Origin of the sequence: Butyricicoccus porcorum (genome assembly GCF_002157465.1) — a bacterium.
In the GTDB taxonomy this organism is placed as follows: domain Bacteria; phylum Bacillota; class Clostridia; order Oscillospirales; family Butyricicoccaceae; genus Butyricicoccus_A; species Butyricicoccus_A porcorum.
This window is the reverse complement of record NZ_NHOC01000010.1, coordinates 87965-100860: the sequence shown is the minus strand read 5'-3', so window position 1 is coordinate 100860 and position 12896 is coordinate 87965. Positions and strand designations below refer to the sequence as shown.

The window sequence follows — 12896 nt, the reverse complement described above, 5'->3', positions numbered from 1 at the left end:
GGCTGTGCCAAATGACGATAAATAGAAAGGGTTTCAACAACGATGTCACAAGTATATGAAGAATTACAGGCACGCGGCCTGATCGCCCAGTGCACCAACGAAGAAAAAGTACGCGATCTGCTGGATAATCATCAGACTACGTTCTACATCGGCTTCGACGCAACGGCAGATTCGCTGCACGTCGGTCATTTTCTCCAGTTGGTTGTCATGGCGCGTTTGCAGCAGGCCGGTCATCGCCCGATTGCGCTGATCGGCGGCGGTACTACAATGATCGGTGACCCGACGGGCAAGACCGACATGCGCAAGATGCTGACCAAGGAAGAGATCAACCACAATGCGGAGTGCTTCCGGCAGCAGATGCGCCGCCTCGTCGATTTCAACGACGGCAAGGCAACGATGCTCAACAATGCCGACTGGATTCTCAAGTTCAACTATATGGACTTCCTGCGTGAGGTCGGCGTACACTTCTCTGTCAACCGTATGCTGACGGCTGAGTGCTTCAAGACCCGTCTGGAAAAAGGTCTGAGCTTCATCGAGTTCAACTATATGCTGCTTCAGAGCTATGACTTCCTGCACCTGTACCGCACAGAGGACTGCCACCTTGAATTGGGCGGTGACGATCAGTGGTCGAACATTATCAATGGCGCTGACCTCATCCGCCGCGTCGAAGGCAAGGACGATGCCTATGGTCTGACCTTCACCCTGCTGACCACTTCGGAAGGCAAGAAGATGGGCAAGACCGAGAAGGGTGCTGTCTGGCTCGACCCGGAAAAGACTTCCCCGTACGACTTCTTCCAGTACTGGAGAAACATCAACGACGCAGATGTCATCCGCGTCATGAAGATGCTGACCTTTATGCCGCTCGACGAAATCGCCGAGTACGAAAAGCTGGAGGGCGCAGGTCTCAACCGTGCCAAGGAAAAACTGGCTTACGAGATTACTGCCATGGTTCACGGCAAGGAAGAAGCCGAGAAGGCACTGGCGGCGGCGAGAGCAGTTTTTGCCGGCGGCGCATCTGCGGCTGATATGCCAACCACGCAGCTGTCTGCGGATGACCTGACCGATGGACAGATCGGTGCACTCGATCTGCTGGTCAAGACCGGTCTGGTCAAGTCCAAGAGTGAGGCACGCCAGGTTGTCAAGCAGGGCGGCCTGACCATCAACGATGCAAAGGTAACCGACATGTTCGCCATGTACGGTGCGGATGCATTCGGCGAGGACGGCATGATTATCCGCAAGGGTAAGAAGACATTCCACAAGGTTACGCTGTAACAGCAATTCAAACTTCCCTTTTTCCGTGTGAAAAAGGGAAGTTTTTTGTGCAGTTGTGCATAGGAACGAAACAAATCCATGGTTGAACCGATATGGCAATGATGGTATAATAAACAAATGGTAATTGAAAAAACGCCATAGAGGAGGAACAATCGTTGAACAGAGTTTCCATTCTCGGCGTACAGTTTGACGCGGTCACACAGTCCGAAGCGGTTACGCGCGCGATGGCGCGCATCCGCGAAGGAAAGAAGGGCTACGTTGTCACGCCGAATTCTGAAATTGTATATATGGCCCGCTCGGACGAACATCTGAAGAAGCTGCTCAATGCGGCGGCACTTGTCCTTCCGGACGGCATCGGCGTGATTCACGCGGCAAAAATTCTCAAAAAGCCGCTGACCGAAAAGGTCGCAGGAATTGAGTTCGCCACTTCATTGATGGAGGCGATGGCAAAGGAAGGGCGCAGCATCTTCCTGTTCGGCGCAAAACCGGGCATCGCGGAAAAAGCAGCGGAAAATCTCAAGCAGAAGTATCCGGGTCTGATTGTCACAGGCTGCCGTGATGGCTATTTTAAGGATGACGCTGAGGCTGTGCGCGACATCAACGCTGCCGGGCATTCGGATGTCATTCTGGTGTGTCTCGGCGCACCGAAGCAGGAAATTTTTATGGAGCAGCATTTGGACGAGCTGAACGGCACCATGCTGTGCGGCCTGGGCGGTTCGCTGGATGTCTATGCTGGCGTTGTTGAACGCGCACCGGACTTTTACGTCAGGCATGGACTGGAGTGGTTTTATCGTCTCAAAAAGGAGCCGTGGCGCGCAAAGCGCATGACAGCGCTGCCGAAATTCCTGTTGACAGTTATGAAATCTAAAGTAACGGGAGAAGACAAATGAACGTAAAGCTGATTGCATATACCCCCATGCCGGAGCAGTTGATCTCTGCGGCGGCGAAAACCTGTTATTCCGCCGCGACAGTTGACACTCTGCTGGACGGACTGGACGAAGAAAAGACACAATCGTATCTGACTATGCTGACTGAGATTGGGCATGAAAGCCCGATTGAACATGCATCGTTTACGTTTGCCATTGAGGGCATTTCCCGTTCGCTGCTGGCGCAGATTACGCGGCACCGCATGGCTTCTTTCAGTGTACAGTCGCAGCGTTATGTGCGCGAGCATGCGTTTGAATTTGTCATCCCACATGAAATCGAGGCCATTCCCGAAGCAAAGGAAGCGTTTCTGAAGGCAATGGAGGACGATCAGAAGACCTATGAAAATCTGACGGCCATTTTGCAGGAGCGCCACATGCAGACGTTCCTTGCAGAGGGTTGCTCCGAAAAGGAAGCACGCCGCAAAGCCGAAAAAAAGGCGATCGAGGACGCACGCTATGTGCTGCCGAATGCGTGTGCGACCAAGATGGTCATGACGGCAAATGCCCGTTCACTGTATAATTTCTTCCGCTTGCGCTGCTGCAACCGCGCACAGTGGGAAATCCGTGAGCTGGCAGAAGAGATGTACCGTCAGGTTTATGCCGTTGCACCGACCCTGTTCCACAAGGCGGGCCCGTCCTGCACCTGCGGCACCTGCTCGGAAGGCAAGATGAGCTGCGGGAAGGCGCAGGAGGTGCGTGAAAAGTATGAGCGCATCCGTGCGGAGGCCGGAAAATGAGTGGAAAACTGTTGGTGCTCGAGGGCACGGATGCATCCGGCAAATCGACGCAGTTTGAACGGCTGTGCGCGTTTTTAGATGAGCGCGGTATTTCCTACCGCCGCCTTGTGTTTCCGCGCTATCAGGAGGAATCGTCCGCACTCATCCGCATGTATCTGGGCGGACAGTTCGGTGAGCATCCGGATGATGTCAGCGCCTATACGGCATCTACCTTTTTTGCGGTCGATCGGTATGCATCCTATCAGACCGAATGGAAAGACTATTATGAAAACGGCGGGCTGGTGCTCGCCGACCGTTATACTACATCCAATGCGGTGCATCAGGCATCCAAGCTGGAAGAGGAGGAGCAAAAGGCATTCCTCGACTGGCTGTTCGATTTTGAGTATCGTATTATGGGCATTCCTGCGCCCGACGATGTGTATTTTCTCGATATGCCCACCGAAGCGGTGCACGACCTGCTCGAACATCGTCAGGGCAAAACACAGGATATTCATGAACAGGATATGGAATATCTCAAACACTGTTACCAGACTGCATCGAAGCTGGCTGATACATTCGGCTGGCACCGCATCCGCTGCACGCAGGACGGACGTATCCGCACGATTGAGGACATCTCGGCGGAGCTCACGGCGGCGGTGCTTCGCGCAATACCCTAAAAGGAGACTCGCATTTTTTTATGCTACCATTTAAACCAGTTACGTTAGAGGATAAGGCAAACGCAGACATCTGCACCGCAAAGCACAATTACCGGATCTGTGAACACTGTTTTGCGGATCTGTTTATCTGGAAGGATCATTATGACACCCAGATATGCTTTGTGAATGGATATATGTTCATAAAAATGGCAACCTTCCCGGATAAGATTCCGATGTATCTCGCGCCGATCGGCGCGGGTGACCTGAAAGCGGCTATGCTGGCGCTGGAGGACGATGCACGTGAGCGCGGCATCCCGTTTGCCATGTGCGGCATCCCGGAGCCGCTGCTTGAGCAGATAGAAACCGTTCTTCCGGGACGATATACCTTTACCGATGGCGTGGACTCTGCGGACTATATCTATTCCGCCGAAAAGCTCATGACGCTTTCCGGCAAAAAATTGCAGTCCAAACGCAATTTTGTCAACCGTTTTAAGAAAAACTATGAAGGCCGCTGGTCGTATGAGGAACTGACCGACGAGAATCGCCAGGAGGCATATGATTTCCACCTGCACTGGTGCAGCACTGGGGACAACTGTCCGAACGGCATGATGTATTCCGGTGAAACCTGTGCGGTTACCCTTGCGCTGAACAATCGAGAAGCGCTTGGCATGAAGGGCGGCATCCTGCGATTGGACGGCAATGTCATCGCGTTTACGATGGGCTGCCCGGTCAGCCCTGACACTTATGTGATTCAGCTGGAAAAGGCAGAAGCATCGATTGCAGGCGCATATCCGATGATTAACCAGCAGTTCGCACAGCACAACTGTGCGGAATATACCTACATCAACCGCGAGGATGACCTCGGCATGGAAGGACTGCGCAAGGCAAAGCAGTCCTATCATCCGGTGATGATGGGCAAGAAATTCCTGGCGGTGAAGAACGCATGATCCGGTTTGCAGATAACCGCGATTTTGACGCGGTGCGCACGCTCTGGAAGCGCTGCTTTCCGGGCGATGAAGCGTTTACGCAATGGTTTTTTGAAAATCAATACAATCCGGCGGTTACACTGCTGGATGAGGAGGACGGCAGGCTTTGCTCCATGGTGCAAATGCTGCCGTATCAGCTGCGCGATGCGCGCGGTGTGCGCCCGGTCACTTATATCTATGGCGCATGCACTGCGCCGGAATGCCGGCGGCAGCACCGCATGGATCGTCTGCTCACACACTCGTTTGAGCTTGACCGGCAGGCGGGACGTGCGGCTTCCATCCTGATCCCACAGGAGGAATGGCTGTTTGGATTTTACGATCAGTTTGGCTATCGGACAGCATTTTTTGTCGATACAAACACAGCTTCCCGTTCCGATGTGCCGGAGGGAGCGTTCCTGCTCCGCCACCTGACAGAAGATGATATTCCGGCGATACAGGCACTGTATCCCGCGGAGGGCATGTGCCTGCTGCGGTCTCCGGACGACTGGCGCGCGCAGCTTGCACTGTTCCGTGCGCTTGGAGCCGGTGCCTTTGGGCTGGAACGCGGAGGCTTGCTGACGGCATATGCGTTTGTCTGGCAGGACGGCGCGGACAAGCTGTGGGCACAGGAAGCCTGTGGAGCAGATGTTCCCGTGCTGACACAGGCGATATTGCACGCCTGCGGCTGCTCGGAAATGCGTGTGACCACGCCAGGAACTTCGCAGAAGCTGGGATGTATTCGCTACCACGATGATACACCGGTGCAAAACGGTTATTTCAACCTGCTGTTCAACTAGGACGTATCTGAAAACCAAGAAAATGGCGAATATTTCGCAAAGGGAGGTCGATTCAAGACAAAAGCACGCAGAAATCCTTTCGGATTTCAAGTGTTTTAACGATGAAGCGATCCGCATCTGTAGAAATAGTCCAAAGTTTGGACTTTTCAGATAGCCCCGAAGATGTGTTTTATAACGAAGGAGGACGCTGATTATGGTATATATCTTTCATGTAGACGGCTATGAAGACACCGAGATGATTGCGCCGCTCGACATGCTGACCCGTGCGGGCATTCCGGTAACGCGCGTCGGCGTGACTGGCAAGACAATCACGAGCAAGATGGGCATGACCATCGAGGCGGATATTCTGCCCGAACAGCTCGACCTGTCCGACTGCGAAATGATTTTCCTGCCGGGCGGCCCGGGGACGAAAAACTATTATGACAAGCCGGTTATCGACAAGGCAATTGCGTATTGTGTCGCGCATGATTGCTATATCGCTGCCATCTGTGCGGCACCGTCTGTGCTGGCGGCGAAAGGCGTGCTCGAGGGCAAAAATGCGGTGTGCCATTTCAGCGTAAACGACAAAATGGCAGGCGCAACTGTGCGCGATGAGCTGGTCTGTGTCGATGGGAAGATCATCACCGGCTGTGGTGCGGCGGCTTCGATTGAGCTCGGTCTGACCATGGTTGAGCTGTTGCGCGGAAAAGAAGCCGCTGATCGAGTGCGTCATGGCATTGGATACCATGGATAAGGCTTCTCTGCGGCGTGAGCTGCTCCGGCAGCGCAAACAGACCGCACCGGCAGAAAAAGCTGCCATCGACCGCGCCATCACAGAAAAAGTGCTGCAAAGCGAGCTGTACCGGCGCAGCCGGACGCTGTTTGTCTATTATTCGACTGCGGACGAAATTGACACGCATGCAATTATTGCGGATGCATTGCGGTGCGGTAAGCGCGTCTGTCTGCCAAAATGCCTGCCGGGACATATCATGCAGCCCCGCATCATTACATCGGAACGCGACCTGACCGAAGAGACCTTCGGTATCCCGGAGCCGGGTGCACACTGCACGGCGGTGCTGCCGAATGAAATTGATTTGTGCCTTGTCCCTGCGCTGGCATGCGATCAAACCGGCGCTCGGCTGGGCTATGGCGGCGGCTTTTACGACCGCTTTCTGCCGCAGACGTCTGCAAATTGTATTGCGCTGTGCGCGCAGGCACGTCTGCTTGGACATGTGCCTGCTGAGCCGCACGACATCCGCTGCGGCTGTATCATAACCGAACAGGAGGTGGTGCTGGTTCATGAAGGATAAAAGTACCATGCTGCCGGGTCTGATGCTGTTTGCCTGTTTTATCATCCTGACAGTATGCAGCCTGGGGTTTGATTTTGCATTTTCTTCCGTCCCGGCGCTGGGCGTGATCGTCGTCGAGCTGTTGGCATTTGTCCCGCCGGCATACTGCATGTACAAGGCACAGGATGAGACATTCACGCTGAATTTTCGATGGAAGCGCCGACAGAATGCAGTGGTCTATTTCGGATTTACAGTAAAATTTGCACTTGCCGTATCATTTCTGTCCTTTCTGGCAAATCTTGTTGTATATGTCATCTGCGGTGCGACCGATATGGATCTCAGCAGCATGATTACAACCAGCGGCGTTGGGAATCAGTACGGCTTTCTGAGCTTTTTGGGCATCGTTATTCTGTCGCCCATTGCTGAGGAGATTTTTGTGCGCGGTGCGCTGTTTTCCGCATTTGAGCGCGAAGCCGGAACGGCTGTGAGCATTCTGCTCTGCGGTGTCTGCTTCGCCATGCTGCACGGCTCGCTACTGAATTTCATCGGCCCGCTGATTGCAGGCTGCGCCTACGCGTTTCTGGTCTATTCATTCGATTCGATCTGGCCGGCAGTTCTGGCGCATGTCATCAACAACTGCTATTATTATGTCATCAATTATTTGATTCATCTGTACAGTTCCTTTGGAATCTGGAAATACTTTACACACATCAATGTGATCCTGTTCCTGCTGACGCTTTATCTGACGCTGCGCTCGCTGGAAACACAGGTTCAGCTGCACACGCTGCGGCCGTTTACGCCATCTGGTCGACCTGTCAGTGAGGTCCTGCGGGACTGTCTGATTAACCCTGGATTTTTTATTTTTATCTCCAGCTTTGTTGTCAGCATCGCGCTCAAATAAGAAGAAAAGCCCCGTCCTTCTGCCGCTTCCGGCAGAGGGAGAAAGGATACGGATATGAAGTTGTTTGGAAACAAAAATAATACAAAAAACGAGTCACAAACCAAAAAACGAACCAAAAAAAAGCGCTCTACGCGCCACAACAGTCTGTTGTATCTGATCGGTATCCTGCTGGTTTCCGCAGTTTTGGCGACAACCGGAATTCTGCTCGGCAATGACCTGTTTGCTTTGGCAAAGGAGGACCGTGAGATCACGGTCACAATTCCGGAGGATGCCACGGTTGGACAGGTTTCCAAGCTGCTGGATAAGAGCGGTGTCGTCAATTACGGCTCATTCTTCCGGCTGTTTACCACCATCATTTATCGGGATGTCACATTCCGCCCGGGCATGTGGACGCTCAATTCCAATATGGATTACCGCCACATTGTCAATGAAATCCGCCTGACCAACCGGAGCACACAGACAGTTACGATCCCGGAAGGCTATACGATTGAACAGATTATCGATACGCTGGTGGAAAATGGTCTGAGCTCGAAGGATGAACTGACCAGTGTGCTTCAGGACGGCGAATTCAACTATGATTTCCTGCCGGACGATCTGGGCAATGAGACCAACCGTCTCGAGGGCTATCTGTTCCCGGATACCTATGAGTTCTATCTGAGCGATGACGCAGATACCATCATCAATAAAATGCTTGGAAATTTCCAGAATAAGCTGAACGACGATTCGGAGGGCGACAGTCTGGCGGAACTGTGCGAAGCCAAAGGCATGTCCGTTGCGGATATGGTCAACATCGCCTCCATGATTGAAAAAGAAGCTGTCAATGCTGACGATATGTATCAGGTTTCCGGCGTTATCGCCAACCGTCTGAACCATTCGTCCGAATATCCGTACCTCAACATTGACGCGACCATTCAATACGCGGTCGGCCATCTCGAACTGACGGATGAGGATATGAAGACCGACAGCCCGTACAATACCTATACCAGCAAGGGCCTGCCGCCCGGGCCGATCTGCAATCCGGGTCTTGACGCGATGAAGGCAGCAGTCAGCCCGGCACAGCATGATTATTATTACTATGTTGCAAATGCGGATGGCTCAGCGCATATTTATGCGAAAACGCAGGAGGAACAGACCGCCAATATCAAGAAGGTACAGGCGGAAAAGAACGCAAATTAACAAGAGGATTTTTATGAACAAACCTGAAATTCTGTCCCCGGCAGGGGATATGGAACGGCTGAAATACGCGATTGCATACGGTGCGGATGCCGTTTATCTGGCAGGAAAACACTTTGGCATGCGCGCGGCATCCGACAATTTTACCGACGATGAGCTGCGCGAGGGCATCTCCTATGCGCATGCGCGCGGCGTCAAGGTCTATGTTACGGTCAATATTTCACCGCGCTCAAACGAATTCGCTGAGCTGGAAACCTATCTGCAAAAGCTGTATGAATACGGCGCAGATGCGGCGATTGTCTCTGACCTCGGCGTGATCCGCGTGGCAAAACGCGTGGTGCCGCAGCTGCCGCTGCATATCAGCACCCAGACGAGCATCCTCAACTATGAGGCCGCACAATTTTGGGTTGAGATGGGCGCGGAGCGCATTGTGCTCGCGCGTGAGTTGACGTTGGAGGAAATCAGAACCATCCGCGACCACATCCCGCCGGAGGTCGAAATCGAGTGCTTTGTCCACGGAGCGATGTGCATTTCGTATTCCGGGCGCTGCCTGATTTCCAACTACACGACCGGGCGCGATGCCAACCACGGCGCTTGTGCACAGTCCTGCCGCTGGAAGTATGCCTTGATGGAGGAGAAGCGGCCGGGACAGTATTTTCCGGTGGATGAGGACGAGCGCGGCACGTATCTGTACAATTCCAAGGATATGTGCATGATTGACCATATTCCGGAGCTGATCGCTGCGGGAATTACCTCATTCAAAATCGAAGGCCGTGCAAAGACTGCCTATTATACGGCGGGCATTACTGCCGCATACCGCCGCGCTGTTGATGCTTATCTGGCGAATCCAACACCGGACTTCAAGGTTCCGGATGATATCCGCGAGGAAATCGGAAAGATCAGCCACCGCGAATACTTTACCGGATTTTACTTCGGGCGCGACCCGAAGGGACAGTATTACCCAGACGTCATGTACATACGCGACTGGGAAATCGCTGCACTGTTTGAGTCGTGTGATGCAGACGGCAACGCCGTATTCGTACTCAAAAACCGCTTTTTCAGCGGCGATACGCTTGAGCTGATGCAGCCGGGCAAGCCGGTTTATTCCTTCCGCGTGGAGGAAATGCGCAACGATGACGGGGAAATTCTGGATGCCGCGCGTTCTGCCATGATGCGTATTCATATGAAATTCCCGTTCCACGTCTCGGATTTCGCAATCCTGCGCAAGGAAAAAGCGGCAAATCCAGTCAAAAACGGTTGACAAATTCACACAAACGTGTATAATGAAAGCGTTATACAGCTAGTTTGGCAATGACGGAACGAGACAGCGCATACCGCCTTGCAGAGAGCGGGGGACGGTGGAAGCCCCGCAGCGCAGGAGCCTGTCAGCCATTTCTGAGCCATCCGGGAAAGAACCGGATCGTCTGCCCGCGTTAAGGGCGCACTGAGATGCCGGATTTCCGGCAAATTAGGGTGGTACCGCGAGCAAAGCCTTCGCCCCTATACCGGGCGAGGGCTTTTTTGTGTCTGTAAAACAATAAATTTATATCAATAGTTGGAGGCAATTTTCATGCAGTACATGGGTTTAAACGAAATCCGTGAAAAGTTTCTCGCATTCTTTGAGTCCAAGGATCACCTGAGACTGCCGAGCTTTTCTCTGATTCCGCAGGGTGACAAGTCGCTGCTGCTCATCAATTCCGGTATGGCACCGCTCAAGCCGTACTTTACCGGAGAACAGGAGCCGCCGCGCCGCCGCGTCACGACCTGTCAGAAATGTATCCGCACCGGCGACATCGAGAATGTCGGCAAGACCGCGCGTCATGGCACATTCTTTGAAATGCTGGGTAACTTCTCCTTCGGCGATTACTTTAAGAAAGAAGCCATCGCCTGGAGCTGGGAATTCCTGACTGAGGTCATGGGTCTCGACCCGAACCGCCTGTATCCGTCCATCTATGAGGATGATGACGAGGCATTTGAAATCTGGAACAAGCAGATCGGCATTCCGGCAGAGCGCATTTTCCGCTTCGGCAAGGAAGACAACTTCTGGGAGCATGGCTCCGGTCCGTGCGGCCCGTGCTCCGAGATTTACTACGATCGCGGCGAGAAGTACGGCTGCGGCAAGCCGGGCTGTACGGTCGGCTGCGATTGTGACCGCTATATGGAGGTCTGGAACAACGTATTCTCCCAGTTCAACAACGACGGTCACGGCAACTATACTGAACTGGTTCAGAAGAACATCGATACCGGTATGGGTCTGGAGCGTCTGGCTGTTGTCATGCAGGACGTCGATTCTCTGTTTGATGTCGACACCGTCCGCAACATCACCGACCATGTTTCCCGCATTTCCGGCAAGACCTACGGAGAGTCGTACAAAACGGACGTTTCGCTGCGCGTCATCACCGACCACATCCGTTCGACCGTCATGATGATTTGCGACGGTGTTATTCCGTCCAACGAAGGCCGCGGCTACGTCCTGCGCCGTCTGCTGCGCCGTGCGGCACGTCATGGCAAGCTGCTCGGCATCGACAAGCCGTTCCTGTATCAGGTATGTGATACCGTCATTCAGGAGAGCGGCGGTGCGTATCCGGCACTGATCGAAAAGCAGGAGTATATCCGCAAGGTAATTCAGGTCGAAGAGGAACGCTTTGATGCAACGGTTGACGCGGGTCTGAGCATTCTCAATGACATGATCGAGGCTGCAAAGAAGGAAGGCAAAACCGAGCTTCCGGCTGCTGACGCCTTCAAGCTGCACGACACCTACGGCTTCCCGATTGACCTGACCATCGAAATCCTCGAGGAGCAGGGCATGACCACCGACCGCGACGGCTTTGATGCGCTGATTCAGGAACAGAAGGAGCGTTCCCGTGAGGACCGCAAGCGCATGGGCGACCTCGGCTGGGCATCGGAAGACCTCGGTCTGGACAAATCGCTGAGCACCGAATTCTGTGGTTATGATAATCTGGAAGCAACTGCCAATGTCCTCGCAATTGTCTCGGAAGGCGAGAGCACTGATGCAGTCCGTGCAGGTGCCAAGCTGACGCTCGTACTCGACCGCACGCCGTTCTATGCGGAAATGGGCGGCCAGGTACCGGATCACGGTATCATTTCGCACGGCGACTGTGAGATTGAAATTGATAACGTACAGAAGAGCGGCGACGGACGCATGTACCTGCATTCTGGCGTCGTCAAGAGCGGTGTTGTCAGCCGCGGTGATACTGTCACCTGTAAGGTAGACAAGGAGCGCCGTCAGGCGATCTGCCGTTCGCACACTGCAACCCACCTGTTGCAGCAGGCACTGCGCGAGGTACTGGGCAGCCATGTCGAGCAGGCTGGTTCCTACACCGATGCCGACCATGTCCGCTTTGACTTCACGCACTTTGCTGCCATGACGCCGGAGGAGATTGTAAAGGTTGAGAGCATTGTCAACAATGCAATCCTGGAAGGCATGGAGGTTCGCACGGACGAAATGCCGATCGATGAGGCAAAGAAACTGGGCGCTATGGCGCTGTTCGGTGAAAAATACGGCGATATCGTCCGTGTTGTCCGCGCAGGTGATTTCTCCATCGAATTCTGCGGCGGCACACATCTGGACAATACTGCAAAGGCTGGCATGTTCAAGATCGTCGGCGAGGCTTCTGTTGCGGCAGGCGTCCGTCGTATCGAGGCACTGACCGGCCGTGCATTCCTTGAGATGTTCGAGAAGCGTCAGGAGACACTGGCTGAGATTGCATCTGAGCTGAAGACGACCCCGAACGATGTTGTCGTCCGTGCGGGTCAGATGGTCGACGAAATGCGAGATCTGCGCCGCAATATCGAATCGCTCAACGGAAAGCTGGCTGAAATGAAGCTGGTCGAGCTGTTTAACCTGTCGCGTGACGTTCATGGCGTCAATGTTCTGGCTGCCAAGCTGGACGATGAGTCTCCGGAGATCATGCGCACACTGGGCGACCTGATTAAGGAGCGTGCGCCGAAGATGGTTGCTGTTCTTGCGGTTGTCACCGGCGAGAGCAAGGTACAGCTGCTCTGTGTCTGCGGCAAGGAAGCATTGGCGGCAGGTGCACATGCGGGCAAGATCGTCAAGGAAGTTGCCAAGCTCTGCGGCGGTGGCGGCGGCGGCCGTCCGGATTCCGCATCCGCAGGCGGCAAGAATCCGGCAAAGCTGGAGGAAGCCCTCGAAGCAGTCAACAACATTGTCGATGCAATGCTGAAATAAATCTCACAG

12 protein-coding genes are annotated in these 12896 nt (G+C 53.8%); all 12 read left to right on the top strand.

What is annotated here, in order from left to right:
- Window positions 1-42 precede the first annotated feature (42 nt).
- Window positions 43-1272 carry a tyrosine--tRNA ligase gene (tyrS, locus tag CBW42_RS11385; protein ID WP_087021556.1) on the top strand — a complete coding sequence of 410 codons (1230 nt, stop codon included), beginning with the start codon at window positions 43-45 and terminating at the stop codon, window positions 1270-1272.
- 155 nt (window positions 1273-1427) lie between these two features.
- Window positions 1428-2162, top strand: coding sequence for a WecB/TagA/CpsF family glycosyltransferase (locus CBW42_RS11380; RefSeq protein ID WP_087021553.1), 735 nt, complete (start codon window positions 1428-1430; stop codon window positions 2160-2162).
- On the top strand, window positions 2159-2935 hold the full coding sequence (gene thyX, locus CBW42_RS11375) for an FAD-dependent thymidylate synthase (protein WP_087021550.1): 777 nt from the start codon (window positions 2159-2161) through the stop codon (window positions 2933-2935). The genes CBW42_RS11380 and thyX overlap by 4 nt, the downstream gene beginning before the upstream one ends.
- On the top strand, window positions 2932-3591 hold the full coding sequence (locus tag CBW42_RS11370) for a dTMP kinase (protein ID WP_087021547.1): 660 nt from the start codon (window positions 2932-2934) through the stop codon (window positions 3589-3591). Before thyX ends, CBW42_RS11370 begins: the two co-directional genes overlap by 4 nt.
- 20 nt (window positions 3592-3611) lie before the next feature.
- Window positions 3612-4517 (top strand): DUF2156 domain-containing protein, encoded by a 906-nt coding sequence (locus CBW42_RS11365; protein ID WP_087021544.1) that lies wholly within the window; start codon window positions 3612-3614, stop codon window positions 4515-4517.
- Window positions 4514-5332, top strand: a complete 819-nt coding sequence (locus tag CBW42_RS11360; protein ID WP_087021542.1) for a GNAT family N-acetyltransferase — start codon at window positions 4514-4516, stop codon at window positions 5330-5332. Before CBW42_RS11365 ends, CBW42_RS11360 begins: the two co-directional genes overlap by 4 nt.
- A 193-nt stretch (window positions 5333-5525) precedes the next feature.
- Window positions 5526-6065, top strand: coding sequence for a DJ-1/PfpI family protein (locus CBW42_RS11355; RefSeq protein WP_087021539.1), 540 nt, complete (start codon window positions 5526-5528; stop codon window positions 6063-6065).
- Window positions 6043-6621: a 5-formyltetrahydrofolate cyclo-ligase gene (locus CBW42_RS11350; RefSeq protein ID WP_087021536.1), complete on the top strand. Its 579-nt coding sequence runs from the start codon at window positions 6043-6045 to the stop codon at window positions 6619-6621. The genes CBW42_RS11355 and CBW42_RS11350 overlap by 23 nt, the downstream gene beginning before the upstream one ends.
- Entirely contained in the window at window positions 6611-7501 is an 891-nt protein-coding gene (locus CBW42_RS11345; RefSeq protein ID WP_087021534.1) for a CPBP family intramembrane glutamic endopeptidase, read from the top strand. The genes CBW42_RS11350 and CBW42_RS11345 overlap by 11 nt, the downstream gene beginning before the upstream one ends.
- A 54-nt stretch (window positions 7502-7555) precedes the next feature.
- Window positions 7556-8677 carry an endolytic transglycosylase MltG gene (mltG, locus tag CBW42_RS11340; RefSeq protein WP_087021531.1) on the top strand — a complete coding sequence of 374 codons (1122 nt, stop codon included), beginning with the start codon at window positions 7556-7558 and terminating at the stop codon, window positions 8675-8677.
- 13 nt (window positions 8678-8690) lie between these two features.
- Window positions 8691-9935, top strand: coding sequence for a peptidase U32 family protein (locus CBW42_RS11335; RefSeq protein WP_087021528.1), 1245 nt, complete (start codon window positions 8691-8693; stop codon window positions 9933-9935).
- Window positions 9936-10244: 309 nt separating this feature from the next.
- Window positions 10245-12887 (top strand): alanine--tRNA ligase, encoded by a 2643-nt coding sequence (alaS, locus tag CBW42_RS11330; protein ID WP_087021525.1) that lies wholly within the window; start codon window positions 10245-10247, stop codon window positions 12885-12887.
- Window positions 12888-12896: the final 9 nt, after the last annotated feature.

Coding starts and splice junctions, on each gene's coding strand:
- tyrS (WP_087021556.1), top strand. CDS start 43: ATGTCACAAGTATATGAAGAATTACAGGCACGCGGCCTGATCGCCCAG.
- thyX (WP_087021550.1), top strand. CDS start 2,159: ATGAACGTAAAGCTGATTGCATATACCCCCATGCCGGAGCAGTTGATC.
- CBW42_RS11370 (WP_087021547.1), top strand. CDS start 2,932: ATGAGTGGAAAACTGTTGGTGCTCGAGGGCACGGATGCATCCGGCAAA.
- CBW42_RS11365 (WP_087021544.1), top strand. CDS start 3,612: ATGCTACCATTTAAACCAGTTACGTTAGAGGATAAGGCAAACGCAGAC.
- CBW42_RS11360 (WP_087021542.1), top strand. CDS start 4,514: ATGATCCGGTTTGCAGATAACCGCGATTTTGACGCGGTGCGCACGCTC.
- CBW42_RS11355 (WP_087021539.1), top strand. CDS start 5,526: ATGGTATATATCTTTCATGTAGACGGCTATGAAGACACCGAGATGATT.
- CBW42_RS11350 (WP_087021536.1), top strand. CDS start 6,043: ATGGCATTGGATACCATGGATAAGGCTTCTCTGCGGCGTGAGCTGCTC.
- CBW42_RS11345 (WP_087021534.1), top strand. CDS start 6,611: ATGAAGGATAAAAGTACCATGCTGCCGGGTCTGATGCTGTTTGCCTGT.
- mltG (WP_087021531.1), top strand. CDS start 7,556: ATGAAGTTGTTTGGAAACAAAAATAATACAAAAAACGAGTCACAAACC.
- CBW42_RS11335 (WP_087021528.1), top strand. CDS start 8,691: ATGAACAAACCTGAAATTCTGTCCCCGGCAGGGGATATGGAACGGCTG.
- alaS (WP_087021525.1), top strand. CDS start 10,245: ATGCAGTACATGGGTTTAAACGAAATCCGTGAAAAGTTTCTCGCATTC.